The following is a 26,552-nucleotide window of genomic DNA, read 5'->3' on the forward strand; positions in this document are numbered from 1 at the left end:
ATTCACCCGACAGGGGTCGGTGCGGCGGCGCGGGGGCGGTGCGTTGACCTGTGTTCGAAGGTGCAGGATGGACCGTATGGACCTGCGCATTTTCACCGAGCCCCAGCAGGGGGCGAGCTACGACACCCTCCTCACCGTCGCCAAGGCCACCGAAGACCTCGGCTTCGACGCCTTCTTCCGATCCGACCACTATTTGGCCATGGGTTCCTCCGACGGCCTGCCCGGGCCCACCGACGCCTGGATCACCCTGGCCGGGCTGGCCCGGGAGACCAGGCGGATCCGGCTCGGGACGCTCATGACCGCGGGCACCTTCCGGCTGCCGGGCGTGCTGGCCATCCAGGTGGCGCAGGTGGACCGGATGTCGGGCGGCCGCGTCGAGCTGGGTCTGGGCGCGGGCTGGTACGAGGCGGAGCACACGGCGTACGGCATCCCCTTCCCCAAGGAGAAGTTCGGGCGCCTGGAGGAACAGCTGGCGATCGTCACGGGACTGTGGGAAACGGAGGTGGGCGCGACGTTCGATTTCGAGGGTAAATACTACCGGCTGGCCGACTCGCCGGCCCTGCCCAAGCCCGCACAGCCCAAGGTGCCGGTGCTGATCGGCGGCCTGGGGGCGTCCCGGACGCCGCGGCTCGCCGCCCGCTACGCCGACGAGTTCAACGTCCCCTTCGCGTCCGTGGCGGACAGCGAGCGGCAGTTCGGCCGGGTGCGGGCGGCCGCCGAGGAGGCGGGACGCAAGCCGGACGACCTGGTGTACTCCAACGCCCTGGTGGTGTGCGTGGGCAAGGACGACGCCGAGGTGGCGCGGCGGGCGGCGGCCATCGGGCGGGAGGTCGAGGAGCTCAAGGCCAATGGTCTGGCGGGCTCGCCGGCCGAGGTGGTCGACAAGATCGGCCGGTACGCGGAGATCGGGGCGTCCCGGGTCTACCTCCAGATCCTGGACCTGGACGACCTCGACCACCTGGAACTGATCTCCGCCGAGGTCCAGGCACAGCTGGGCTGAGAACGGAACGGAAGGGAGGAACCCCGGAAGCGCCCGGGAAGCAAGGACCCAATCGCGATGACCCCACCCCGTACACCGCTCGCCACCGCGCTCGCACGCGAGCCGCTCGTTCTCGACGGCGGGCTGTCCAACCAACTGCAGGCACAGGGCTGCGACCTGTCCGACGCGCTCTGGTCGGCCCGGCTGCTGGCGGACGGGCCGGAGCAGATCGAGCGGGCGCACGCGGCCTATGTACGGGCGGGGGCGCGGGTGCTCATCACCGCCGGCTACCAGGCCACCTTCGAAGGGTTCGCCCGGCGGGGCGTCGGCCGGGAGGAGACGGCCGGGCTGCTGCGGCGCAGCGTCGCGCTGGCGCGGCGGGCGGCGGCCGAAGGGGAGCGGGAGGTGTGGGTCGCCGCGTCCGTCGGCCCGTACGGGGCGATGCTCGCGGACGGCAGTGAGTACCGGGGGCGGTACGGGCTGGGGGTGGCGGAGCTGGAGCGCTTCCACCGGCCGCGGATCGAGGTGCTGGCCGAGGCCGGGCCGGACGTCCTGGCGCTGGAGACGGTGCCGGACGCCGACGAGGGGCGGGCGCTGCTGCGGGCCGTGCGCGGGTGCGGGGTGCCGGTCTGGCTGTCGTACAGCTGCGCCGGCGGACGGACCCGGGCCGGGCAGCCGCTGGCGGAGGCGTTCGCGCTCGCCGCGGGGAACGACCAGGTCGTCGCCGTGGGCGTCAACTGCTGTGAACCGGGCGAGGTGGAGGACGCCGTGCGGGTCGCGGCACGAGTGACCGGCAAGCCGGTCGTGGTGTATCCGAACAGCGGGGAGGGATGGGATGACGAGGCACGGCGGTGGCGCGGGCGGCCCGCCTTCGACGCCGGGCGGGCGGACGCCTGGGTGGCCGCGGGAGCGCGGCTCGTCGGTGGCTGCTGCTGCGTCGGGCCGGAGCGAATCGCGGAGCTGGCCGCCCGGATGGAGGGGCGGGGCTGAGGGGCCGCCGACGGGCGGCGGTCGGAAAACGGGTGGGGAAAGAGGCGGACCCGCGGCGATACTCGGACGCGTGTTCCTCACCATCAGTACGACCGGCCATGACGACGTTCCCGCGACCGACCTGGGCTTTCTGCTGCACAAGCATCCCACGCGGGCGCAGCGGTTCTCGACCTCCCACGGCACCGCGCACGTCTTCTACCCGGAGGCGACGGCGGAGCGCTGCACGGTGGCGCTGCTGCTGGAGGTCGACCCCGTGGCGCTGGTACGGCGGGGCGGCGGGAAGGGGCGCGGCGGCGCGCCCGACGCGGCGCTCGCGCAGTACGTCAACGACCGGCCGTACGCCGCGTCCTCCCTGCTGGCCGTGGCCCTGGGCAGTGTCTTCTCCAGCGCGATGAAGGGGAAGTGCGCCGCACGACCCGAACTCGTCGAGGAGCGACGGTCGTTGCGGATCGAGCTGCCGGTGGTGCCCGCGCGCGGCGGTGCCGGTCTGGTGGAGCGCCTCTTCGCGCCGCTGGGCTGGTCGGTGACGGCACGGCCGCTGCCGCTGGACGAGCGGTTCCCGGAGTGGGGTGACTCCCGGTACGTCGCGCTGCTGCTGGAGGGCGAGCACCTGCTCGCCGACGCGCTGCGGCAGCTCTATGTGCTGCTGCCGGTGCTGGACGACGCCAAGCACTACTGGGTCGCCCCGGACGAGGTGGACAAGCTGCTCCGCTCCGGCGAGGGATGGCTGGCCGGGCACCCGGAGCGGCGGCTGATCGCCGACCGTTTTCTCGCCCGCCGCCGGTCCCTCGCCCGGGACGCGCTCGAACGCCTCGCCCTGGCGCGGCTCGCCGAGGCCGAGGGCACGGAGCCGGAGGAGATCGACAACGCCGTGGACGAGACGGTGGACACCGAGGAGAAGCCGGTGCCGCTGGCCGTCCGGCGGCGCGAGGCCATCGTCGGAGCCCTGCGCGCCGCCGGTGCCGCCCGGGTGCTCGATCTGGGCTGCGGACAGGGGCAGTTGGTGGGGGAGTTGCTCAAGGACGCCCGGTTCACCGAGGTCGTGGGCGTCGACGTGTCGGTGCGCGCGCTCCGGGAGGCGTCGCGGAGGCTGCGCCTGGACCGGATGCACGAGCGGCAGGCCGCGCGGGTGCGCCTCTTCCAGGGTTCGCTCGCCTACACCGACCGGCGCCTGGCCGGTTACGACGCCGCCGTCCTCAGCGAGGTCGTCGAGCACGTCGACCCGGTGCGGCTGCCGGCGCTGGAGCATGCGGTGTTCGGGGCCGCGCGCCCCGGGACCGTCGTCGTCACCACCCCGAACGTGGAGTACAACGTCCGCTGGGAGTCCCTGCCCGCCGGGCACGTCCGGCACGCGGACCACCGCTTCGAGTGGACGCGCGAGGAGTTCCGCGGCTGGGCCGGAGCGGTGGCCGAACGGTACGGCTACCGCGCGGACTTCCACCCCGTGGGCCCCGACGACCCCGAGGTCGGGCCGCCGACCCAGATGGCGGTCTTCCGGCGCGACACCAACCATGACGTCGGCCCGGGCGGCTCGCCCACCGGCTCTGACCACGACCCGACCCCGAAGGAGGCGAAGGCCGCATGAGCACCACCGTCACCCCGCACAGCGCACCGGACGCGGAGGTACGCACCCTCGCCGTGCCCGACCTCTCCCTCGTGGTCCTCGTCGGCGCCACCGGCTCCGGCAAGTCCACCTTCGCCGCCCGGCACTTCGCGCCCACCGAGACGCTCTCCTCCGACACATGCCGGGGGCTGGTCAGCGACGACACCAACGACCAGGCGGCGACCCCGGACGCCTTCGACGTCCTGCACTACATCGCCGGCAAACGGCTCGCCGCCGGGCGGCTCACCGTGGTGGACGCGACCAACGTCCAGCCGGAGGCGCGCAAGCACCTGGTCCGGCTTGCCCGCGAGCACGACGTGCTGCCCGTCGCCATCGTCCTCGACGTCCCCGAGGAGGTCTGCGCCGCCCGCAACGCCACCCGTCCGGACCGGGCAGCGCTTCCGCGCCGCGTCATCCAGCGCCACCAGCGCGAACTCCGCCGCTCTCTCCGGCACCTGGAACGCGAGGGGTTCCGCAAGGTGCACGTCCTGCGCGGAGCGGGGCAGGTCGAGACCGCCGAGATCGTCCGGGAGCGGCGCTTCAACGACCTGCGCCACCTCACCGGTCCCTTCGACATCATCGGTGACGTGCACGGCTGCCGCGCCGAGCTGGAGACCCTGCTCACCCGGCTCGGCTACGGCATCGAGCGCGACGACCGGGGCCGGCCCGTGGACGCCGCCCACCCGGCGGGGCGCACCGCCGTGTTCGTCGGCGACCTGGTCGACCGCGGCCCGGACAGCCCCGGCGTGCTGCGCCTGGCAATGGGCATGGTCGAGGCCGGGCACGCCCTGTGCGTCCCCGGCAACCACGAGAACAAGCTCGGCCGCCACCTGTCCGGACGCACCGTCCGGCACACCCACGGCCTGGCGGAGACGATCGAGCAACTGGAGCGGGAGGAGCCCGAGTTCCGGGAGCGCGCCCACGCCTTCATCCGGTCGCTGGTCAGCCACTACGTGCTGGACGGCGGGGCGCTCGTGGTCTGCCACGCCGGTCTGCCCGAGAAGTACCACGGGCGCACCTCCGGCCGCGTCCGCTCGCACGCGCTGTACGGCGACACGACGGGGGAGACCGACGAGTTCGGCCTGCCCGTGCGCTACCCGTGGGCCGAGGACTACCGCGGCCGGGCCGCCGTCGTCTACGGCCACACCCCCGTCCCCAGCGCCACGTGGCTCAACAACACCATCTGCCTCGACACCGGAGCCGTCTTCGGCGGCAAGCTGACCGCGCTGCGCTGGCCCGAGCGCGAGCTGGTGGACGTGCCCGCCGAGCGGGTCTGGTACGAACCGACCAGGCCGCTGGCCCAGGACGCGCCCGGCGGCGGCGACGGAAGGCCCCTCGACCTCGCCGACGTCACCGGGCGCCGCGTGGTCGAGACCCGGCACATGGGCCGGCTCGCCGTGAAGGAGGAGAACGCCGCGGCGGCACTGGAGGTGATGAGCCGCTTCGCCGTGGATCCCCGCCAACTGCTTTATCTGCCGCCGACGATGGCGCCCTGCGCCACCTCGCGTGAGGACGGCTACCTGGAGCACCCGGCCGAGGCGTTCGCGGCCTACCGTGCGGAAGGGGTCCGGCGGGTCGTCTGCCAGGAGAAGCACATGGGATCGCGGGCGGTGGTCCTGGTCTGCCGCGACGCGGAGACGGCCCACGAGCGGTTCCACACGCCGGAAGGCGTCCCCGGGGCGGTCGTCACCCGCACCGGCCGGCCGTTCTTCGACGACCAGGAGACCGCGCGGCGGCTGCTGACGCGGGTGGCGCAGAGCGTGGGCGGCGCCGGGCTGTGGCAGGAGCTGGGCACGGACTGGCTGCTGCTGGACGCCGAGCTGATGCCCTGGTCCCTCAAGGCGGGCGGGCTGCTGCGCAGCCAGTACGCGGCCGTGGGCGCCGCCTCCCGCGCCGTCTTCCCCGCGGCGCTGGCCGCGCTGGAGAGCGCGGCGGCCCGCGGCGTGGAAGTCGAGGGCCTGCTCGGGCGCCAAAAGGAACGCGCGGCCGACGCGGCCGCGTTCACGGAGGCGTACGGACGATACTGCTGGCCGGTCGGCGACACCACGCGTGGCTGGCCCGGCGAGCCGTCCCCCGACGAGCTGCCGCGTCCCGCCGGCACCCGGCGGACGGACGGGCTCGACGGCATACGGCTGGCGCCGTTCCAGATACTCGCCGCCGAGGGCCGGTCCCTCACCCGGCTGCCGCACGACGAGCAACTGGGCCTCATCGACCGGATGATCGAGGCCGAGGAGATCGGCGCCGCGCTCGGCAACCAGCCCTGCGGCTACCGCCGCCCGTGGGTCAACCGCGTCCTCGCCCCCACGCGCCGGCTCGTCGTCGACACGGAGGACGAGGCGTCCGTGGCCGCCGGCGTCCGATGGTGGCTGGACCTCACGGCCGACGGCGGCGAGGGCATGGTGGTCAAGCCCCTCCAGGCGTACCTCCGCAAGGAGGACGGCGGCCTCGTTCAGCCGGGCGTCAAGTGCCGGGGCCGGGAGTACCTGCGGATCGTCTACGGCCCCGAGTACACCCGCCCGGACAACCTCGCCCGCCTCCGCAACCGCCACCTCGGCCACAAGCGGTCGCTGGCCCTGCGCGAGTACGCGCTGGGCCTCGAGGCCCTGGACCGGCTGGCCGACGGGGAGCCGCTGTGGCGGGTGCACGAGGCGGTGTTCGCGGTGCTGGCCCTGGAGTCGGAGCCGGTCGATCCGAGGCTGTGAGGCGACGGGGGTGGGGTGCGGATGGCGGCCGTACGGGCCGTCGGTGTCGCCGGCCGTGCCGGACGGGCGTCCCGGCGGACGGCCGGCGACACGGATCGGCTCGTCTCGCCGGTGCGCGCTCCCGAGGGGACGTACCGAGGTAGACGTGCCGCCAGCCGCCAGCCGCCAGCCGCCAGCCGCCAGCCGCCAGCCGCCAGCCGCCAGCCGCCAGCCGTCAGCCGCCGGAACGTCCGGATGCGTGTGGTGTGGTGCGGTGCGATCCGGTACCTGGGGGGCGGGGGTGAGGGCCCCAACCCCGCCCTTTCGCCGTTTCCTGGGGCTGCGCCCCAGACCCCGCTTTTCGCGGCTTCGCCGCTCGTCCTCAAACTCCCCCAGAGGGGGGACCCCAACGGGCTGAAATCAGCCCGTCCGGCACGTTCGGCGGTTTCGCCCGGCGTGGAGGGTCTACGCCACCCGCCGGGCCCGGAACGTTCTCCGGTAGTCGTTCGGCGGGACGCCGACCGCTTTGGTGAAGCGGCGCCGGAGGTTGGCCGCCGTGCCCAGCCCGCAGAGTTCGGCCACGCGGTCCACGGACGCGTCGCTCGCCTCCAGCAACTCCCGTGCCCGCGCGATGCGCTGGGCCTGGAGCCACTGCATCGGCGTCGTCCCGGTCGCCGCGTGGAAGCGGCGGATGAGGGTGCGGGGGCTGGTGTGTGCCTGGCGGGCGAGGTCCGCGACGGTCAGGGGTTCGGCCAGTCGTTGCGCGGCCCAGTGGAGGAGGGGCGCCAGGGAGTCGTCGGTCCGCTCGGACAGCGGCGCCTGGATGAACTGCGCCTGCCCGCCCGGCCGATGGGCCGGCGCGACCAGCCGGCGGGCCACCGCGTTCGCGGCCTCGACGCCGAAGTCCTGGCGGACGAGGTGCAGGCAGACGTCGATGCTCGCGGTCGCTCCCGCACCGGTGATGACGTCGCCGTGGTCGACGTAGAGCACGGACGGGTCCACCCGCACCGCCGGGTAGCGCTCGCCGAGCAGCCGCGCGTACCCCCAATGCGTCGTCGCCGTCCGGCCGTCCAGCAGTCCGGTGGCCGCGAGCGTGAACGCGCCGGAGCACAGGGACACCACCCGCGCGCCCCGCCGGTGCGCCTCGCGCAGGGCGTCCACCAACTCCCTCGGCGGGTCGCCGTACACGTCGGCGGAGGCGGGGACGAGGACCGTGTCCGCGGTGACGAGGTCGTCGGCGCCGTAGGGGGTCCGCGCGCGGAACCACGAGCGGGCGCGCGCATCGCCCTCCGCCGTGTCGATGGCGCAGACGCGCAGGTCGTACCAGCCCTCGGGAGCCGTTCGGCGGTTCCACTCGGCACCGTCCGGGCCGCGCGAGTCGCCCGGCCGCGCGGAGCCGGTCGGGGCGGCGGCACGGCGCGACCGCCCGACGCCCCGGTGATCACCGGCACCCCTTCCGGTGGCGCTGTCCGCGGTGACGACGCCAACGGGCCCGAACGCCTCTTCCGGGCCGAAGCCGCCACCCCGCCCCAACGCTTCTCCAGGACCGAAGTCGGCGCTCCACCCCAAGGCACCGCCGCTGCCGAAGACGTCGGTCCCGAACACATGGCAGGGAATGGCCAATTCGAAGAAGGGCATGCCGTCAGTGGCTGCCACGGCGATCGAGGGCATGGCAGTAATGTACCGGGCGTTGTCATTGCTGCCACTCGTGGCCGTGCGTCGATCTCCCGATGCTGGGGTGCATGAAGTCCCTGCCTGAGCACGTGAAATCGCTCGACCCCCCGTCCGCGGCCCGTTCCGCAGCCCACTCCGCAGCCCATTCCGAGTCCCGCCCCGAAGACCACTCCGAACCGCGTGCTGACCCCCGCCGCTGGCTGGTTCTCGCCGTCGCGTCCGCAGCCCAGTTCCTCGCCGTCCTCGATGTCTCCGCGATCAACGTCGCCTTCCCGGTGATCGGCGAGGACTTCTCCTCGGCCTCGGCGGCCGGGCTCTCCTGGGTGCTCAACGCGTACACCATCGTGCTCGCGGCACTGCTGATCCCGGCCGGACGGCTGGCCGACGTCCTCGGCCGGAGGCGGTCGTTCCTGATCGGCCTCACCGTGTTCGGGCTGGCCTCCGTCGGGTGCGGGCTCGCGCCCGGCCTGGGGTGGCTGGTCGCCGCCCGGGTCGCGCAGGGCGTCGGCGCGGCCGTGCTCGTGCCCACCTCCCTCTCCCTCGCGCTGCCCGCGTTCCCCGCCGCCGAACGCGCCACGGCCGTCGGCGTCTGGACGGCCATCAGCGCCGTGGCGGCCAGTGCCGGGCCGGTGCTCGGCGGGCTGCTCGCCGCGTCCGACTGGCGCTGGGTCTTCCTCATCAACGTCCCGGTCGTGCTGGCCGCCCTGGCGGCGGGCGTCCGCCTGCTGCCGCGTCCCGCCCCGGCCGCCCGGCGGAGCTGGGACCCGCCCGGGACGCTGCTGGTGTTCGTCGCGGTCGGCGCCCTGACGACCGCCGTCGTCGAGGCCGGCGACTGGGGCCGCACCTCGCCTGCCACGCTCGGCGTGCTCGCCGCCGGGATCGTGGCGACCGGGCTCGGCGTCCGGCACGTGCGGCGCGTTCCCGAGCCGGTCGTCGATCCGGCGCTGTTCCGCACCCGGGGTTTCACGGCCGCCACCCTCGGGCTGTTCTGCTACTTCCTCGCGTACTCGGCCATGCTGCTCGCCGCGTCCGTGCTCTGCTCCGACATCTGGGGCTGGTCGGTGCAGCGCTCCGGACTCGCCCTCGCGCCCTGGCCGGGCACGGTGCTCGTGGTCTCCTCCCTGGCCGGCCGCGTCGTCCGGGCGATCGGGGAGCGGGGAGCCGCCACCCTGGGCGCGCTCTGCTTCACGGCCGCCCCGCTGTGGTGGCTGACCAGCGTGAACGGTGAGCCGCGCTACGCCGCCGCGGTCCTGCCCGGGCTCGTCCTCGCGGGCGTGGGCACGGCGCTCTGCCAGTCGGTGATGTTCGCGGCGGCCGGGCGGCTGCCGGAGGACCGGATATCCCTGGGGTCGGGTGTCCTCATGGTGTCCCGGCAGGGCGCCACGGCCCTCGGCGTGGCCGTGCTCGTCGCCCTGGGCGGTGGTGCCCACCGCCTCGGCCTGGGCACTCTCCGTGCGGGATGGGTGTTCGCGGCGGTCACCGCCGCGCTCGCCCTCGTGGCGTGCCTGACGTTCCCCCGCCGCGAGCCTTCCGCCCGTGCGTCGGGTGTCTGACGTCCTTCCGTCGTGGTTCCCCCCGCGCCACTCGGGGTGATCACGCCTGAATCAGGTGAGGATGGGGGGATGGGATTCCATGTCGATTCCGAGGCCGGGCGGCTGCGGCGGGTCATCCTGCACCGCCCGGACCTGGAGCTGAAGCGGCTCACCCCGTCCAACAAGGACGCCCTCCTCTTCGACGACGTGCTCTGGGTCCGCCGCGCCCGCGCCGAACACGACGGCTTCGCCGACGTGCTGCGCGAGCGCGGCGTCGAGGTGCACCTCTTCCGGGACCTGCTGGAGGAGAGCCTGCGGGTGCCCGCCGCGCGCACGCTCGTCCTGGACCGGGTCTTCGACGAGAAGGAGTACGGCCCGCTGGCGACCGGCCCGCTGCGCGCGGCCTTCGAGCGGATGCCCGCCCCCGAGCTGACGTCCTGGCTCGTCGGCGGGATGACCAAGCGCGAGTTCCTGGAGCGGCACGCCGAGCCCGTCTCCGTCCGCTTCCATGTGATGGACCTCGACGATTTCCTGATCAACCCGTTGCCCAACCACCTCTTCACCCGCGACACCTCCGCCTGGATCTACGACGGCGTGTGCATCAACGCCATGCGCTGGCCCGCCCGTTGGCACGAGACCGTGCACTACGAGGCCGTCTACCGGCACCACCCGATGTTCGCGGCGGACGACTTCCACATCTGGTCGGAGGGCCAGGCCGCCTACCCGTCGACCATCGAGGGCGGGGACGTGCTGGTCATCGGGCAGGGCGCGGTGCTGATCGGGATGAGCGAACGGACCACTCCGCAGGCCGTGGAGATGCTGGCCCACCGGCTGTTCGCCACCGGTTCCGCCCGGACCATCGTGGCGCTGGACATGCCCAAGCGCCGGGCCGTGATGCACCTGGACACGGTGATGACCATGGTCGACGGCGACACCTTCACCCAGTACGCCGGGCTGGGCATGCTCCGCTCGTACACCATCGAGCCCGGGGTCGGCGAGCGGGAGCTGAAGGTCACCGACCACCCGCCGGCCCATATGCACCGGGCCATCGCCGCCGCCCTGGGGCTGGACTCGATCCGGGTGCTCACCGCGACGCAGGATGTCCACGCGGCTGAGCGGGAGCAGTGGGACGACGGGTGCAACGTGCTGGCGATAGAGCCGGGCGTGGTCGTGGCGTACGAACGCAACGCGACGACCAACACCTTCCTGCGCAAGCATGGGATCGAGGTCATCACCATCCCCGGCAGCGAACTCGGCCGGGGGAGGGGCGGGCCGCGCTGTATGAGCTGCCCGGTGGAGCGGGATGCCGTCGGGTAGCGCGGGTCCATGGGTGCGGGCCGTGGGACTGAAGTGTCGGTGGGCGCCTGTGAGCGGATGCCGGGAGAAGACCGGTGGGTGCCTGTGAAAGATGCCTGGAGAGGACCGGTGGGTGCCTGTGAGGGATGCCTGGAGAGAACCGGTGGATGCCTGTGAGGGGATGCCCGGAGAGGGCCGGTGGGTGCCTGTGAGGGGATGCCCGGAGAGGGCCGGTGGGTGCCTATGAAGGGCCGGTGTATGCCCCATGAGACGATGAGTGCATAATATTGCGATCAAGCGCATAGCATTCCAGTGCGGAGGCGTACGGGAACGCGCCGCATCCGGGAGCGCACGGCATTCAGGGAGTCCTCATGGCCACAGACCTCGCGGGCCGCGGCCTGCTCAAGGAGACGGATCTCAGCCCCGAGGAGTTCCACGCCCTCGTCGAGCTGGCCGCCGAGCTGAAGGCGGCCAAGCGGGCCGGTACCGAGGTGCCCCGGCTGACCGGGCGCAACATCGCGCTGGTCTTCGAGAAGACCTCCACCCGCACCCGCTGCGCCTTCGAGGTCGCCGCCGCCGACCAGGGCGCGCGCACCACCTACCTGGACCCCGCCGGCTCCCAGCTCGGCCACAAGGAATCCGCCAAGGACACCGCTCGGGTCCTCGGCCGGATGTACGACGCCATCCAGTACCGGGGGCACGCCCAGGAGACGCTGGAGGAGCTCGCCGCGTATGCCGGGGTGCCGGTCTTCAACGGCCTTACCGACATGTGGCACCCCACCCAGATGCTCGCCGACGTCCTCACCATCTCCGAGCACACCGCCAAGCCCCTGGAGCACGTGGCCCTCGCCTACCTCGGCGACGCCCGCTACAACATGGGCAACTCCTACCTCGTCACCGGCGCCCTGCTCGGCATGGACGTCCGCATCGTGGCCCCCGAGGAGCTCTGGCCCGACCCCGAGGTCGTCGAGCAGGCGCGGCGGCTCGCCCGCTGGAGCGGTGCCCGCGTCACGCTCACCCGGGACGTCGCCGAGGGCGTGGCGGGCGCCGACTTCGTCGCCACCGACGTCTGGGTCTCGATGGGCGAGCCGCGCGAGGTGTGGGACGCGCGGATCGCGCTGCTCGCCCCGTACGCCGTCACCATGGATGTCCTCCGGGCCACCGGCAACGCGGCCGTGAAGTTCCTGCACTGCCTGCCCGCCTTCCACGACCTGGGCACCTCGGTCGCCCGGGAGATCCACGAACGGCACGGCCTCACCTCCCTCGAAGTGACCGACGAGGTCTTCGAGTCCGTCCACTCCGTCGTCTGGGACCAGGCCGAGAACAGGATGCACACCATCAAGGCGCTCCTGGTGTCCTGCCTGGGCCGCCCGGAAGGGCCGGAGCAGTCCGGGGAGGCCGCGGTGCCCATCGCGCACTCGTGACGACAGTCACACAACGGTGATAACTTCGCCGGGCAGGCACCAGCCCACCCGGCTGAAGGAGGCCGCGCCCGATGAGCCCGTCGCCCATGAGCCCGTCGCACCCGCCGCACCCGTCGGATGCACCGCACACGCCGAATACGCCGAGCCCGTCGAACACGTCCCACCCCACGAGTCCGGCCACCACCCCGGCGAACCCCTTCACCGGCTCGGCGGCCACGACCGGCGCATGGCGGCACCTGCGCCTGACCCTGGACTCCGGTGTCGCCACCGTCACCCTCACCCGCCCCGACAAACTCAACGCCCTCACCTTCGGCGCCTACGCCGACCTGCGCGACCTGCTCCCCGAACTCGCCCGCGACGGCTCGGTGCGGGCCCTGGTCCTCGGCGGTGAAGGGCGCGGGTTCTGCTCCGGCGGGGACGTGGACGCCATCATCGGCGCCACGCTCGCCATGGACACCCGCCGGCTCCTCGACTTCAACCGTATGACCGGGCAGGTCGTCCGGGCCCTGCGCGAGTGCCCGTTCCCCGTCGTCGCGGCCCTGCACGGCGTCGCCGCCGGAGCCGGGGCGGTCCTCGCCCTCGCCGCCGACTTCCGCGTCGCCGACCCCACGGCCCGGTTCGCCTTCCTCTTCACCAAGGTCGGCCTCTCCGGCGGCGACATGGGCGCCGCCTACCTGCTGCCGCGCGTCGTCGGCCTCGGCCACGCCACCCGGCTGCTGATGCTGGGCGACACCGTCCGCGCCGCCGAGGCCGAACGCATCGGGCTGATCAGCCAGTTGGTGCCGGAGGGGGAGGCGGCCGACGCGGCCCTCGCCCTGGCCCGCCGACTGGCCGACGGGCCCGCCCTCGCCCACGCCCAGACCAAGGCCCTGCTCGCCGCCGAGCTGGACATGCCGTTCTCCGCCGCCGTCGAACTCGACGCCGCCACCCAGGCGCTCCTGATGAACAGCGCCGACTACGCCGAGTTCCACGCGGCGTTCACCGCCAAGCGGGCGCCGCGGTGGCGGGGCGTCTGAGATGCGGGTCGCGGTCATCGGTGGCGGGCCCGGCGGGCTCTACACCGCCGCCTTGTTGAAGCGTCAGGACCCGGGGCACGAGGTCACCCTCTGGGAGCGCAACGCCCCCGACGACACCTTCGGTTTCGGTGTCGTCCTCTCCGACGAGACACTCGGCGGCATCGAGGGCGCCGACCCCGACGTCTACGCCGCGCTCCGCCGCTCGTTCGTCCGCTGGGACGCCATCGACGTCGTCCGCCGGGGCCGGGCCCTGCGCTCCGGCGGCCACGGCTTCGCCGCGCTCGGCCGCCACCGGCTGCTGCGGATCCTGCACGAGCGCTGCCGCGGCCTCGGCGTCGACCTGCGGTTCCGTACGGAGGCGCCGCCCGCCGCCGAACTCGCCCGCAGCCACGACCTCGTCGTCGCCGCCGACGGCGTCCACAGCGCCACCCGCGCCGCCCACGCCGGTCACTTCCGTCCCACCCTCACCACCCACCGCTGCCGCTACATCTGGCTCTCCGCCGGTTTCGCCTTCGACGCCTTCCGCTTCGAGATCGCCGAGACCGAGCACGGCGTGATGCAACTGCACGGCTACCCCTACGCCCCCGACGCGAGCACGGTGATCGTCGAGATGCGCGAGGAGGTCTGGCGCCGGGCCGGCTTCGACCGGCGCACCGAGGAGGAGACCCTCCGCGCGTGCGCCGCCCTCTTCGCCGACGCGCTGGGCGGGCGCCCCCTGCGCTCCAACCGCTCCACCTGGACGGCCTTCCGCACCGTCGTCAACGCCCGCTGGTCGTACGGCCGTACGGTGCTGCTCGGCGACGCCGCCCACACCGCCCACTTCTCCATCGGCTCCGGCACCAAGCTCGCCGTCGAGGACGCCCTCGCCCTGGCCGGGCAGCTGGCCGCGCACCCGGACGTCCCGGCGGCCCTCGCGGCGTACGAGGCCGAGCGCCGCCCGCTCGTCGAGTCCACCCAGCGCGCCGCCCGGGCGAGCCTGGAGTGGTTCGAGGAGCTGGAGTGGCGCCGGGACCGGACGCCGCGCCGGTTCGCCTTCGACCTCCTCACCCGCAGTCGCCGCGTCACCCATGACAACCTGCGGCTCCGCGACCCCGCGTTCGTCGCCGCCGTCGAGGCGGAAGCGGGCGTTCCGGCCGGAACCCCGCCCATGTTCACCCCCTTCACCCTGCGCGGACTGACGCTGCGCAACCGCGTCGTGGTCTCCGCGATGGACATGTACTCCGCCACCGACGGCACACCCGGCGACTTCCACCTCGTCCACCTCGGGGCGCGCGCCCTCGGCGGCGCGGGGCTGGTGATGACGGAGATGGTCTGCGTCAGCCCCGAAGGGCGCATCACCCCCGGCTGCACCGGCCTCTACGCCCCCGAACACGAGGCCGCCTGGCGCCGGATCACCGACTTCGCGCACACCGCGGCCCCCGGCACGGCCGTCGGCGTCCAGCTCGGCCACTCCGGGCGCAAGGGCTCGACACGGCTGATGTGGGAGGGCATCGACGACCCCCTGCCGGAGGGCGGCTGGCCGGTGGCGGGCCCGTCACCGCTGCCGTACCGGCCGGGCGTCAGTCAGGTGCCACGGGAACTCGACGCCGACGAACTGCGGGCGATCAGGGAGCAGTTCGCGAACGCCGCCGCCTCCGCCGCCCGGGTCGGCTTCGACCTGCTCGAACTCCACTGCGCCCACGGCTACCTGCTCTCCTCCTTCCTCTCCCCGCTCACCAACCACCGTGACGACGCCTACGGCGGCGATCTCCCGCGCCGGCTCGCCTACCCCTTGGAGGTCTTCGACGCGGTACGCGCCGTCTGGCCCGCCGACCGCCCGATGACCGTGCGGATCTCGGCGACCGACTGGGCGCCCGGCGGCACGACGGCCGACGACGCGGTGACCGTCGCCCGCGCCTTCGCCGCGCACGGCGCGGACGCGGTGGACGTCTCGACGGGCCAGGTCGTCCCCGACGAGCGGCCCGCGTTCGGCCGGTCGTACCAGACGCCGTTCGCCGACCGGATACGCAGCGAGGCGGGCGTCCCGGTGATCGCCGTCGGCGCGATCTCGTCGTGGGACGACGTCAACTCACTGATCCTGGCCGGACGGGCGGACCTCTGCGCCCTCGGCCGGCCGCACCTCTACGACCCGCACTGGACGCTGCACGCGGCGGCGGAGCAGGAGTATGCCGGGCCGGGCGTGTCCTGGCCGGTGCAGTACCGGGCGGGGAGCCGGAAGCCGCCGGTCGGGCGGCGGGGGTAGGGCGCGCCGCCCCCATCCCGCCCTTTCACCGTTTCCGGGGGGAGTGCCCCGCAGCCCCTGTGAAACCGCGCTGCGCGCGGTTGTCCTCGATCTCCCCCAGCGGGGGCACCCCCAACGGACTGAAATCAGCCGACCCCCCTGTCCAGCACCCCTGCCACAAACGTCTCGCCCGCGTCCCGCAGTCTCCGGTGCAACGCCGTGAACACCCGCGCCGAGCGCACGCCCGGCCACCCCGTGGGCAGCACGGCCGCCGGGAGGCCCGGGTCGGCGTACGGCAGGCGGCGCCAGGAGTCGAGGGCCAGCAGGTAGTCCCGGTACGCCTCCTCGGGCGGCGTCGGCCGCCGCCGCGCCCAGCGGCGCAGCACGGGCTCGTGCGCCTCCAGGAACGCGTGGTGCCGGCGGGCCAGCGCGTCCAGGTCCCACCAGCGGGCCACCGCCTCCGCCGTCGGCTCGAAGCCGAGGTGCCGGCCGTGGAACAGGTCGACGTACGGGGCCAGGCCCAGCCGGTCGAGCGTGTGCCGGGTCTCCTCATGCACATGCGCCGGAGCGATCCAGACGCCCGGTGCCGCCGTGCCGAAGCCCAGCCGGGACAACCGCGAGCGCAGCAGGTGCCGCTTGTGCCGCTCCTCCTCCGGCACGGAGAAGACCGCGAGCAGCCAGCCGTGGCCGGGACGGGTGGCGGGCCGGCCGAGGATCCGGCGGTCGCCGTCGTCGAGCAACTGCCGGGCCGCGTCCGACAGTCCGTACCCGGCCGCGCCGTCCGCCGTCCGGCCGGAGGTCAGCAGGCCGCGCCGCTTCAGCCGGGAGACCGCCGACCGCACCGAGGGCGCGTCCACGCCCACCGCGCCGAGCAGCCGGATCAGCGCCGCGACCGGCAGCGGGCCGGCCGGTCGCCCGGCGGCCCCGCGGCCGTACGCACCGTAGAAGGAGACGATCAGCGAGCGGGGGGTGTGGGACGGCTGGTGGTCAGTCACGGGGAAACTGTAAAGCGCCCGAACGCAGCCGGAACCGCTGGAGTTTGCCGGTGGGCGTGCGCGGCAGCGCGTCGAGGAACACGATCTCGCGAGGGCACTTGTAGGGGGCGATCTCCTTTTTGGTGAACTCGCGCAGGTCGTCGGCGGTGTGCCCGGTGCGCGGGACGCCGGGCCGGAGCACCACGTGGGCGACGACGACCTCGCCGCGCCGCTCGTCCGGCCGCCCGGTGACGGCCGCCTCCAGCACGTCCGGGTGGCGGAGCAGCGTCTCCTCGACCTCGGGGCCCGCGACGTTGTGCCCGCCCGAGACGATCATGTCGTCGGCGCGGCCGAGGAAGGTGTGGCAGCCATCGGGGTCCCGGACGTAGCGGTCGCCGGTGAGGTTCCAGCCGTCCCGGACGTACGTCGTCTGCCGCTCGTCCGCGAGGTAGCGGCAGCCGACCGGGCCGCGCACCGCCAGCAGCCCGGGCGAGCCGTCGGGCAGCGGCCGGCCGGTGTCGTCGACGATCCGCGTCTCGAAGCCGGGCACCGGGCGTCCGGTCGTGCCCGGGCGGGACGTTTCGTCGGCGGCGAGGAAGATGTGCAGCATCTCCGTGGCACCGATGCCGTTGATCAACGGCAGCCCGGTGGCCGCCCGCCAGGCGTGCCAGAGCGCGGCGGGCAGGTGCTCGCCCGCGGAAACGCATCTGCGGAGGGACGACGTGTTGTACGAGCCGATCCGGTCGAGCATCGCCCGGTACGCCGTCGGGGCCGTGAACAGCACGGACACGCGCTGCCGTTGGACGTCGGCGAGCAGCTGCCCGGCGCCCGACCAGCCGGCGAGGACGGCCGAGGCACCGGCCCGCAGCGGGAAGACCAGCAGCCCGCCGAGGCCGAACGTGAAGCCGAGCGGCGGGCTGCCGCCGAAGACGTCGTCCGGCCGGGGCCGGAGCACCCGCGCCGAGAAGGTGTCGGCGACCGCGAGGACGTCCCGGTGGAAGTGCAGGCAGCCCTTGGGCGGTCCGGTGGTCCCGGAGGTGAAGGCGATCAGCGCGACGTCGTCCGCCGAGGTCGCCACCGCGGCGTACGATGGTGGTTTCTTTGCCGACAGCCGCAGCAGGTCACCGGGTGAGCCGCCGCCGAAGGGCGTCGTCCGCAGCCCGGGAACGGCCGCCTTGACCAGCTCGCCGGTGGAGCGCGCGTCGCAGAGCGCGTGCCGTACGCGGGCGATGCGGCAGATCTCGGCGAGCTCACGGGCCCGTTGCGCGTCGGGCACGGTCACGGCGACCGCCCCCGCCTTCATCACGGCCAGCCAGCAGGCGGCGAGGAGCGGGGTGGTGGGGCCGCGCAGCAGCACGCGGTTGCCGGGGACGACACCCAGGTCGGTGGTGAGCGTGTGCGCGAACCGGTCGACACGCTCGCACAGTTCGGCGTACGACCAGACGCTCCCGGACTTGTCCCGCAGCGCCGGCCGGTCGGGGCCGAGCCGCGCCGCGGTCGCGTCCAGCAGCTCCGCGCCGCAGTTGAGCCGGTCCGGGTAGCGCGGGACGTCCGGCCCGAACGGCAGGTCAGGCCATCGGTCGGGCGGCGGGAGGCTGTCGCGGGGGAAGGTGTCGACGTGGGCCGACGGCATGAGCTCCATGACGGGTCGCGCCCCCTCGTGCCGGGAAAGGGTGGAGGTGCGGGGGACCGCCGGCGGCGCGCGGGGGCCGGGGGCGGTGCGGGAGGACTTGCCAGCCGTACGGATGCGCTGCCAGCGTAACGAGGCCGTGACGACAGTCAACAGAGCGCGACAAAGGACCACACGCTTCCGAAAGGACCGACGAGGATGCCTTCCTCCCGAGACACCTTCCAGGACGGCCCGCGAGACACCTCCCAAGGCACCCCCCGAGGCGCCTCTGAGGAAACCTCCGCTGAACGCCCGCCGGGCCGCCCCCCGCTCGCCTCGCTCAGGCCCGAACAGCGCGCCTGGACCGCCACGTTACGCACCCTGGCCGCCCGCCGGCTCCGTCCGCTCGTCGAAGCGGCCGAACCCGGGCGCGTCAACCGTCCGCTGGTGGCCGCGCTGGGCGAACACGGGCTGCTGGCCCGGGTTTTCCCACCGGACGGCGTCGTCCGCGCCGTCGACCTCTGCCTGCTGCGCGAGGCCCTGGGCCAGGAGTGCACCGAGGCGGAGACCGCCCTCGCCCTCCAGGGCCTCGGCGCTCATCCGATCGCCGAGGCCGGCACGGAGAAGCAGCGCGCCCGCTGGCTGCCGGAGGTCGTCGCCGGACGGGCCGTCGCGGCCTTCGCGCTGAGCGAGCCGGAGGCGGGATCGGACGCCGCCGCGCTGAGACTGCGTGCCGAGCCCGCCTCCGGCTCCGGCTGGACGCTGCACGGCGAGAAACAGTGGATCTCCAACGCCCCGGAGGCCGACTTCTACACCGTTTTCGCCCGGACCCGCCCCGACGCCGGCGCGCACGGCGTCACGGCGTTCCTGGTCCCGGCCGACCGGCCGGGCCTCGGCGGCCGGCCCCTGCGCATGATCGCCCCGCACCCCGTCGGGCTGCTCACCTTCGACGGCGTCCCCGTCGGCCCCGACGACGTCCTCGGCGAGGTGGACGGCGGCTTCGGCGTCGCCCTGCGCACCCTCGACCTCTTCCGTCCCAGCGTCGGCGCGTTCGCCGTCGGCATGTCCCGCGCGGCCCTGCGCGTGGCGCTCACCCACGCCGCCGAACGCCGCGCGTTCGGGGGCCCGTTGAAGGACCTCCAGGCCGTCTCGCACCAGCTCGCCGACATGGCCACCCGCACCGAGGCCGCGGCCCTCCTCGTCCACGCCGCCGCCACCGCCTACGACGCGGGCGAACCGGGCGTCGCCGGCCGCTCGGCCATGGCCAAGCTCTACGCCACCGAGACCGCCCAGTACGTCGTCGACGCCGCCCTCCAGATCCACGGCGCCCGCGGCCTGGAACAGGGGCACCTCCTGGAACACCTGTACAGGGAGGTCCGGGCGACGCGCATCTACGAGGGCGCCACCGAGGTGCAGCGCACGATCATCGCGAGGGAGCTGTACCGGTGACCGGGGCCGACGGGGGCCCGGCCCGGCCGACCCGCGTCAACCCGCCGCAACTCTCCCCGCCCCGGGGCTTCTCGCACGCGGTGGTGGCGGAGGGCGGCCGTCTCGTCTTCCTCGCCGGCCAGACGGCCCTCGACGCCGAGGGCCGTCTGCTCCCGGCCGACCTCCCCACCCAGTTCGAACGCGCGCTGGCCAACCTCCTCACCGCCCTGGCGGCCACCGGCGGCACCCCGGCCGACCTGGCCCGCGTCACCGTCTACACGACGGACGTCGCGGCCTACCGCGCGTGCGCGGGAGAGCTGGGCCGTGTCTGGCGCCGGCTCGCGGGACGCGACTACCCGGCGATGGCGGTGGTCGGCGTAGTCCGCCTGTGGGACGAGGAGGCGCTGGTGGAACTGGACGGGGTGGCGGTGCTGCCGTGACCCCCTGATCCCCTGATCCCCTGGTCCGCCGATCCCTCGATCGCGTGCCCGCTCCGGTCGCGGGAGAAATCCGGCCGTCCCGGACGTTGCGCTTCATACGGGTCCGGATGGCGCGAGACGACGGGAGACGGACAGTGGTGCAGGTACGGGTACGACGGTGGTGGCGGCGACCGTTCTTCGCCGGGGCGCTGGGCGTCGCGGTCCTGGCGGCCGGGGCGGCGGCCTACTGGTTCCAGCCGTGGAAGCTCTGGCAGAACGAGACGGTCCACGAGGCGGCACCCACCGCCTCCGCCCGCACTCTGGCCACGGGCACCCTAATCAGCCACGAACACACCACCTCCGGCACCGTCCGCGTCCTCCGCCTCCCGGACGGCAGCCGCACCCTCCGCCTGGAGGGCCTCGACACGAGCAACGGCCCGGATGTGAAGGTCCTCCTCAGCGACGCACCGGTGAAACCGGGCCGCGCGGGCTGGCACGTCTTCGACGACGGCGCCCACGTCAGCCTCGGCTCCCTGAAGGGCAACAAGGGCGACCAGAACTACGCGCTCCCACGGGACTTGGACCTCGACCGCTACACCAGCGTCAGCATCTGGTGCGACCGCTTCGACGTCTCCTTCGGGGCGAGCGCCCTCATGAAGGCATGACGGGCGTGCCAGCAACGTACAAGACGCCGCGGCGGGCTCCCGCCGAGACTCGGACCATGAACGACACCGAGCCCGTCAACCTCGCCAAGGCCCTCGCCTCCTTCGACGACGTCTACAGCCCGCGCATCGTCGCCCGCATGAACGACTACGACGTCCGCGTCGCCCACACCCGAGGCGAGCACGTCTGGCACGTCCACGAGGACACCGACGAGTTCTTCCTCGTCCTGGACGGCCGCTTCGACGTGGCGCTCCGCGACTCCGACGGAACGGAACACACGGTGCGCCTGCACAAGGGCGACACCTTCGTGGTGCCCAAGGGCACCGAACACAAGCCGTCCTCCCCGGGCGCCTCCATCCTCATGTTCGAACCCACGGGCACCCCGACGACGGGCGACCGCCACGAGGGCGAACTCCCGGCGCACGTCGACAGCACGACGGGACACGAGCTGTAGCGACTTTCGTGGTGGCGGGGGAGAGGGTGGAGGGGAGCCGGGCAACCGGCTCCCCTCCACCCCGCTCACATCACGGCCAGCCCTGCTTTACCTTGTCGGGGGCGGTGTTCCAGCTCTTGGGGATGAAGGTGATCACATAGGCTCCGCGGTCGAAGTCCGAGTAACCCTCGGACCAGTTGCGGAACTTGCTCTCGTAGACATGCATGGCACCCAGGCTGCCATTGGGCGCGTGATAGTGATTTCCGTGGGTCCAGACGGTCTTGTCGGCGTCCGCTTCCGTCTGGGCGCCGAACCAGCCGTAGTCGAAATTGACGAATCCCTCACCGGGGCTGGTGGGGCTGCGCGGAATGTTCCTGTCCCTCGACATGTCGACCAGGCCGGTGCCCGGGGCGGGGCGGAAGGCGTCCGGGTCGCCGTACTTCCTCTTGTCGGCCGAACTCGACCGGTCCTGGCCGCTCCAGAAGTGCTTCGAGTAGATGACGGCCTTCATCCTGGACGGGTCGTGATTGCCTCCGTTCCGCTCCTTGAAGGACGGCGTGTTCCGCAGCGCCGAGTAGAACGGGGAACGGGCGTCCTCGTTGCGCAGGGCGTCGTTGCCGTTCGCCAGTTCCTTCTTGAGGTTGTCGAGGTAAGCGCTCTCGTCGTGGGCGTTCTCCAGGGCCCTGTTCATGACGGACGCCACCTCACGCGCCCGCTGGAAGCCCTTCTCCTCGTCGAAGCTCTCCTTCGCGACGCGGCCCTCGAACTCCGCCCGCGTCTCGCCGGACCGGGGCCTGCCGTTCTTCAGCTCGTTCTTGAACCTGTCCTCGTCGAAGGACGCGAAGGCCAGTCTGTTCGTCGGGTACTGACCCGAATTGACCCAGGTGACACCGACGCAGCCGTAGGACAGCCACTCCCGCTGCTCCTCGGTCATCTGCTGCTTCCTGCCGTCGCGGTGGCTGTAGACCTGCTGCCACTTGCGTATGTAGTTGTTGACGACCGTCTCGGCCCTGCCGTACGAGGGACGGTACGGGTCGGGCATCCTGTCGAGCGGCTCGGCGGGAGGGGTGACCCTGTCGTCGGAGTCGGGGGCCCGGAACGACGGGCCGGCGCTCGAAGCGGCCGGAGCGCTTTCGTTGAGCGCGTTGATGTTCGCGACGTCATCCGCCGTGAGGCGGTAGGTTTCGGCGTAGGACTTCGTCTCTTCCCCCGCGCCATTGTCGGCGGCGGCCTCGCCGGCCGACGGCATGAATCCGGCGGTGCATAACACCGCACTCATAGTGGCGAAGACGAGAGCTCTCCGGCGTATGCGCATGGAAACCTGCAACTCCTTTGTCGTGGAACATCGTTGAACGCGGCCGTGCGGAAGCACGTCGCGATGAAGGGGGATTCGGTACGCGTCGCCGCACCTTCGGCGGCGGAAAAACGCGGCCGGGAGGCGGGAAGAAGTGCGAGCGAAGGCAGTCGCAGCCGATGTCGGGCGGGGCGAGACCGGACGTGGCCGCCCGCCCGGCGGGGCGCGTGACCCGGATCGGTCAACCGGCCGAGGCCCCGGCGGCCGCGTTATTCGGAGGCCGTCACCGAGGCGGCGGGGCGAGCCCGGGCCGAAAGGTCCTGTGGGGCCGTCCGTGCGAGTGGAAGAACGCGGGTCGCTGTCACGGCGACAGGGGTGAGGACGCGGACAGGGGCACGGCGTAACACTTCTCGACTCCCGGATACGTGATCGGGTGGATACGAGAAGTGATCATGTCTTCGGGTCGATTCCCCGGCAACACCATGGCGGCAATTCCGGCCACCCCGCCCCAAGGACGATATCCGGCCGCCCCTCCGACCCGACGCTTCGTCCACACAGCCGAAGGGCGCCGCCGCACCCCCTCCCGGCCCGCGTCGACGCGGACGGGGATGGACGGCACGGCGGCGCCCTTCGCGCAGACGCCTCGGGCGCCTCGGATCGCCTCCGGCGCCTCAGATGTCCCGGAAGATCTCGATCTGCGCGCCGATGGAGTTCAACCGGTCCGCCAGGTCCTCGTAACCCCGGTTGATGACGTACACATTGCGGAGCACGGACGTTCCCTCCGCCGCCATCATCGCCAGGAGGACGACGACCGCGGGCCGGAGTGCGGGCGGGCACATCATTTCGGCCGAGCGCCAGCGGGTGGGGCCCTCGACGAGGACGCGATGGGGGTCGAGGAGTTTGACGTCGGCGCCGAGGCGGTTGAGGTCGGTGAGGTAGATGGCGCGGTTGTCGTAGACCCAGTCGTGGATGAGGGTCTGGCCCTGCGCGAAGGCGGCGATGGCGGCGAAGAACGGAACGTTGTCGATGTTGAGGCCGGGGAACGGCATCGGGTGGATCTTGTCGATGGGGGCCCGGAGTTTGGAGGGGCGGACGGTGAGGTCCAGGAGGCGGGTGCGGCCGTTGTTGGCGCGGTATTCGGGGCTGCGCTCGTGGTCGAGGCCCATCTCCTCCAGGACGGCCAGTTCGATCTCCATGAACTCGATGGGCACCCGGCGGATCGTCAGTTCCGACTCCGTGATCACCGCCGCGGCCAGCAGGCTCATCGCCTCCACCGGGTCCTCCGACGGCGCGTAGTCGACGTCCCGGTCGATGTGGGCCACGCCGTGGACGGTGAGGGTCGTGGTGCCGATGCCCTCGACCTTGACGCCCAGCTCCTCCAGGAAGAAGCACAGGTCCTGGACCATGTAGTTGGAGCTGGCGTTGCGGATGACGGTGACGCCGTCGTGCCGGGCGGCGGCCAGCAGGGCGTTCTCGGTGACGGTGTCGCCGCGCTCGGTCAGGACGATGGCGCGGGTGGGGGAGACGCTCCGGTCGACCTTCGCGTGGTACGTGCCGTCGGTGGCGGTGATCTCCAGGCCGAAGTGGCGCAGCGCCGTCATGTGCGGCTGGACGGTACGGGTGCCCAGGTCGCAGCCGCCCGCGTACGGGATGCCGAACTGGTCCATGCGGTGCAGCAGCGGGCCGAGGAACATGATGACGCTGCGGGTGCGCCGGGCGGCCTCGCGGTCCATCGCGTCCAGGTCGAGGTCGGCCGGGGGGACGATCTCCAGGTCGTTGCCGTCGTTGATCCAGCGGGCGCGGACGCCGATGCTGCCCAGCACCTCCAGGATCCGGTAGACCTCCTCGATCCGGGCCACCCGGCGGAGGGTGGTGCGGCCGGCGTTCAAGAGGGTCGCGCAGAGCAGGGCCACGCACGCGTTCTTGCTGGTCTTGACGTCGATCGCGCCGGACAGCCGGCGTCCGCCGACCACCCTCAGGTGCATGGGGCCGGCATAGCCCAGGGAGACGATCTCGCTGTCCAGCGCTTCACCGATACGAGCGATCATATCAAGACTGATGTTCTGATTTCCCCGCTCGATGCGGTTGACCGCGCTCTGGCTGGTGCCGAGCGCGTCGGCGAGCTGCGACTGAGTCCAGCCTCGGTGCTGCCGGGCGTCACGGATGAGCTTGCCGATGCGGGCGAGGTAAGCGTCTGTCATGAGGTAGACGGTATCTCAGATATGAGATCTTTCGCGGCAGGGCGTTGTGATCTATCTTTGTTCTATTGGCATGCGAACAATGTGTTCCCTGCGGCCCGTCACGTCGAGAGGTGGTCGGTGAACCTTCCCCTGCGCACCGCCGGGCGGCCCTGGCGCCCAGTCCTCCTCGCGCTGCCCTACCTCCTGGCGGCCACCGCCTTCCTCCTCCTCTTCGAACGCCGGCGCGACCGGCTGCCGGACCGGCTGGCCACGCACTTCGGCGGTTCCGGCCGGGCGGACGGCTTCACCGTCGCGAACTCCTTCGCCTACCAGGGCCTCGCCCTCGTCCTCTCCCTCGCCGTCCTCTTCGCCGCGCTCGCCTTCTTCCTCGAACTCGAAGTCCTCTCCTGGCGCGCCCTCGCCGCCACCGCCTACGCGGTGGCGGCGCTGATCGGCTCGCTCATGATCTGGACCGTCCTCTGCAACGCGTCCGCCGACGCCCCCGACGACGCCCGGCTCGGCCTCGCCACCCTGCTGACCACCCTGCTCTCCGCCCTCGTGGCGGGGGTCCTCGGTGTCCTCCTCGCCGGTCTCACCGCCCCGCGCCCGCGGCAGGCGGTCGCCGCCCCGGCCTCCGTCGCCCCCCGCCTGCCGCTCGGCGCCTCGGAGGGCGCGGCCTGGACGCGCACGGTGGTCTCCCGCCCGCTGCTCGGCATCGGCGTCGCCCTCGTGGCCGTCGCGGCCGGGTTCGGCTTCGCGGGCGGCTGGACGGCCGGGCTGGGGATGGCGGTCGGCGCCGTGCTGGTGCTGCCGCTGTCCGGCGCGCGCGTCACCGTCGACCGCCACGGCCTGACGGTCGCGCCCGTGTGGGCGCCCCGGCCCAGGCTGCGCATCGGACTCGACCGCGTCGTGTCGGCCGACGGCCGCGCGGTGGACGCGTTCCGCGAGTTCGGCGGCTGGGGCTACCGCGCCCGCTCCGGGCGCAGCGGGTTCGTGCTGCGCTCCGGCGACGCCCTCACCGTCCGGCTGGCGGCCGGCGGCGAGTTCGTCGTCACCGTCGACGACGCCGCGACCGCCGCCGCCCTGCTCAACACCCTCGCCGACCGGGCCCGTCGGCGCGCGGGCACCGGGGGCTGACGTGCTCGTCCGCCTCGACCACGGCTCGCCCGTGCCGCTCGGCGACCAGATCGCCGCGTCCGTCCGCGGCGCGGTCGCCGACGGCTCGGTACGCCCGGGGGAGCGGCTGCCCGCCGCCCGCGCCCTCGCCGACTCGCTCGGCGTCAACGTGCACACCGTGCTCCGCGGCTACCAGCGGCTGCGCGAGGAGGGGATCATCGAACTGCGGCGCGGCCGGGGCGCCGTGGTCACCACGGGTGACGCCGTCGCCGACCGCGCCCGGCTGCTCGCCGCCGCCGGCCGGCTCGTCGCGGAGGCGCGCTCCTCCGGCCTGGGCGACGAGGCCATCCTGGACCTCGTCCGGACCAGCCTCGGCCCCGCCTGACCCGCCCGATCGCGCGGCCCGCCTGACCCGCCTGACCCGCCCGATCGTGCCGCGGGGGAGGCGAGTTGATGCAGTGAGCCGACGAGCGTGCCGGACCCCCTCCGCGCGCGCCCGCCCCGGTGCGCGACACTGGAAGGGACGCGCAGGCCGGAGGTGAGGGGAGCCGACCGATGACCGAACGCAAGCCGCCCGGCGTGGACTTCGAGACCTGGGCCGACCGGCAGATCCGCGAGGCGGCGGCGCGCGGGGAGTTCTCCGACCTCCCCGGCTTCGGCAAGCCGCTGCCCGGCCTCGACCGCCCCTACGACGACATGTGGTGGGTCAAGGAGAAGATGCGGCGGGAGAACCTGTCGTTCCTGCCCCCGTCGCTCGTCCTGCGCAAGGAGGCGGAGGACGCCCACGCGGCGGCGCTCGGCGCCCGGTCGGAACGGGAGGTCCGGAACGTCCTCGCCGCGATCAACGAGAAGATCGCCGCGGCCCTCCGCCGGCCGCCCGAGGGGCCGCCGCTCAACCTGACGCTGTTCGACGTCGAGGACGTGGTGCGCGTCTGGCGCGACCAGAGGGGCGAGAGGGGGAGGCGGGACGGATAGCGGGAGCCGCCGGCGTCGGCTCACCCGGTCGGCGGTACCTCCCAT

General features: G+C 73.2%; 21 protein-coding genes. 16 read left to right on the plus strand and 5 right to left on the minus strand.

The genetic code is table 11. From position 1 onward, the window contains the following. The first annotated feature begins 76 nt into the window (after positions 1–76). The 4 genes from J7W19_RS24760 (at position 77) to J7W19_RS24775 (ending at position 6,274) form a co-directional block, all read left to right on the plus strand. Entirely contained in the window at positions 77–1,000 is a 924-nt protein-coding gene (locus J7W19_RS24760; protein ID WP_004948102.1) for an LLM class F420-dependent oxidoreductase, read from the plus strand. Between the two features lie 57 nt (positions 1,001–1,057). Then, a complete protein-coding gene (mmuM, locus tag J7W19_RS24765; protein WP_004948099.1) occupies positions 1,058–1,969 on the plus strand; it encodes a homocysteine S-methyltransferase in 912 nt (303 codons plus the stop codon). 70 nt (positions 1,970–2,039) lie between these two features. Next, positions 2,040–3,554, plus strand: coding sequence for a 3' terminal RNA ribose 2'-O-methyltransferase Hen1 (locus J7W19_RS24770; RefSeq protein ID WP_004948097.1), 1,515 nt, complete (start codon positions 2,040–2,042; stop codon positions 3,552–3,554). Beyond that, positions 3,551–6,274: a polynucleotide kinase-phosphatase gene (locus tag J7W19_RS24775; protein ID WP_004948094.1), complete on the plus strand. Its 2,724-nt coding sequence runs from the start codon at positions 3,551–3,553 to the stop codon at positions 6,272–6,274. The genes J7W19_RS24770 and J7W19_RS24775 overlap by 4 nt, the downstream gene beginning before the upstream one ends. A gap of 444 nt (positions 6,275–6,718) precedes the next feature. On the opposite strand, the gene J7W19_RS24780 is transcribed toward J7W19_RS24775, so the two are convergent. After that, a complete protein-coding gene (locus J7W19_RS24780; protein WP_233478171.1) occupies positions 6,719–7,924 on the minus strand; it encodes a GlxA family transcriptional regulator in 1,206 nt (401 codons plus the stop codon). Positions 7,925–7,995: 71 nt separating this feature from the next. Here J7W19_RS24780 and J7W19_RS24785 point away from each other — a divergent pair, with 71 nt between their 5' ends. The 5 genes from J7W19_RS24785 to J7W19_RS24805 all read left to right on the plus strand — a co-directional run bounded on the left by J7W19_RS24785 (position 7,996) and on the right by J7W19_RS24805 (position 15,437). Further along, positions 7,996–9,480: an MFS transporter gene (locus J7W19_RS24785; RefSeq protein WP_004947384.1), complete on the plus strand. Its 1,485-nt coding sequence runs from the start codon at positions 7,996–7,998 to the stop codon at positions 9,478–9,480. Positions 9,481–9,549: 69 nt separating this feature from the next. Beyond that, positions 9,550–10,776, plus strand: a complete 1,227-nt coding sequence (locus J7W19_RS24790; protein WP_004947382.1) for an arginine deiminase — start codon at positions 9,550–9,552, stop codon at positions 10,774–10,776. Positions 10,777–11,126: 350 nt separating this feature from the next. Further along, positions 11,127–12,179 carry an ornithine carbamoyltransferase gene (gene argF / locus J7W19_RS24795; RefSeq protein ID WP_004947379.1) on the plus strand — a complete coding sequence of 351 codons (1,053 nt, stop codon included), beginning with the start codon at positions 11,127–11,129 and terminating at the stop codon, positions 12,177–12,179. Between the two features lie 71 nt (positions 12,180–12,250). Continuing rightward, on the plus strand, positions 12,251–13,195 hold the full coding sequence (locus J7W19_RS24800; protein WP_004947377.1) for an enoyl-CoA hydratase family protein: 945 nt from the start codon (positions 12,251–12,253) through the stop codon (positions 13,193–13,195). Between the two features lies 1 nt (position 13,196). Continuing rightward, positions 13,197–15,437, plus strand: a complete 2,241-nt coding sequence (locus J7W19_RS24805) for a bifunctional salicylyl-CoA 5-hydroxylase/oxidoreductase (protein WP_004947374.1) — start codon at positions 13,197–13,199, stop codon at positions 15,435–15,437. Between the two features lie 125 nt (positions 15,438–15,562). Here J7W19_RS24805 and J7W19_RS24810 read toward each other — a convergent pair whose 3' ends face one another. Continuing rightward, entirely contained in the window at positions 15,563–16,411 is an 849-nt protein-coding gene (locus tag J7W19_RS24810) for a PaaX family transcriptional regulator (RefSeq protein WP_004947371.1), read from the minus strand. Continuing rightward, positions 16,404–18,032, minus strand: coding sequence for an AMP-binding protein (locus J7W19_RS24815; RefSeq protein ID WP_004947368.1), 1,629 nt, complete (start codon positions 18,030–18,032; stop codon positions 16,404–16,406). Before J7W19_RS24815 ends, J7W19_RS24810 begins: the two co-directional genes overlap by 8 nt. A gap of 186 nt (positions 18,033–18,218) precedes the next feature. Between J7W19_RS24815 and J7W19_RS24820 the strand changes: the two genes are divergently transcribed. The 4 genes from J7W19_RS24820 (at position 18,219) to J7W19_RS24835 (ending at position 20,963) form a co-directional block, all read left to right on the plus strand. After that, positions 18,219–19,448 carry an acyl-CoA dehydrogenase family protein gene (locus J7W19_RS24820; protein ID WP_004947366.1) on the plus strand — a complete coding sequence of 410 codons (1,230 nt, stop codon included), beginning with the start codon at positions 18,219–18,221 and terminating at the stop codon, positions 19,446–19,448. Continuing rightward, complete coding sequence (locus J7W19_RS24825; RefSeq protein ID WP_004947363.1) at positions 19,445–19,867, plus strand: RidA family protein; 423 nt, start codon at positions 19,445–19,447, stop codon at positions 19,865–19,867. The genes J7W19_RS24820 and J7W19_RS24825 overlap by 4 nt, the downstream gene beginning before the upstream one ends. A 107-nt stretch (positions 19,868–19,974) precedes the next feature. Next, positions 19,975–20,511 (plus strand): DM13 domain-containing protein, encoded by a 537-nt coding sequence (locus J7W19_RS24830; RefSeq protein ID WP_051072643.1) that lies wholly within the window; start codon positions 19,975–19,977, stop codon positions 20,509–20,511. Positions 20,512–20,567: 56 nt separating this feature from the next. After that, positions 20,568–20,963: a cupin domain-containing protein gene (locus tag J7W19_RS24835; protein WP_004947357.1), complete on the plus strand. Its 396-nt coding sequence runs from the start codon at positions 20,568–20,570 to the stop codon at positions 20,961–20,963. Positions 20,964–21,033: 70 nt separating this feature from the next. Here the strand turns inward: J7W19_RS24835 and J7W19_RS24840 are convergent, their stop codons facing one another. Beyond that, the gene (locus tag J7W19_RS24840) at positions 21,034–22,257 is read right to left on the minus strand and encodes a protein-glutamine gamma-glutamyltransferase (protein WP_040890501.1); all 1,224 of its coding nucleotides are present in this window, start codon (positions 22,255–22,257) and stop codon (positions 21,034–21,036) included. 650 nt (positions 22,258–22,907) lie between these two features. Then, positions 22,908–24,437 (minus strand): helix-turn-helix domain-containing protein, encoded by a 1,530-nt coding sequence (locus J7W19_RS24845; protein WP_004947350.1) that lies wholly within the window; start codon positions 24,435–24,437, stop codon positions 22,908–22,910. Positions 24,438–24,554: 117 nt separating this feature from the next. Between J7W19_RS24845 and J7W19_RS24850 the strand changes: the two genes are divergently transcribed. The 3 genes from J7W19_RS24850 to J7W19_RS24860 all read left to right on the plus strand — a co-directional run bounded on the left by J7W19_RS24850 (position 24,555) and on the right by J7W19_RS24860 (position 26,507). Next, positions 24,555–25,553, plus strand: coding sequence for a hypothetical protein (locus J7W19_RS24850; RefSeq protein ID WP_004947348.1), 999 nt, complete (start codon positions 24,555–24,557; stop codon positions 25,551–25,553). 1 nt (position 25,554) lies between these two features. After that, entirely contained in the window at positions 25,555–25,917 is a 363-nt protein-coding gene (locus J7W19_RS24855) for a GntR family transcriptional regulator (protein WP_004947345.1), read from the plus strand. A gap of 170 nt (positions 25,918–26,087) precedes the next feature. After that, positions 26,088–26,507, plus strand: a complete 420-nt coding sequence (locus tag J7W19_RS24860) for a DnaJ family domain-containing protein (protein ID WP_004947343.1) — start codon at positions 26,088–26,090, stop codon at positions 26,505–26,507. Positions 26,508–26,552: the final 45 nt, after the last annotated feature.

It is taken from the genome of Streptomyces mobaraensis NBRC 13819 = DSM 40847 (genome assembly GCF_017916255.1).
GTDB classification, from domain to species: Bacteria; Actinomycetota; Actinomycetes; order Streptomycetales; family Streptomycetaceae; genus Streptomyces; species Streptomyces mobaraensis.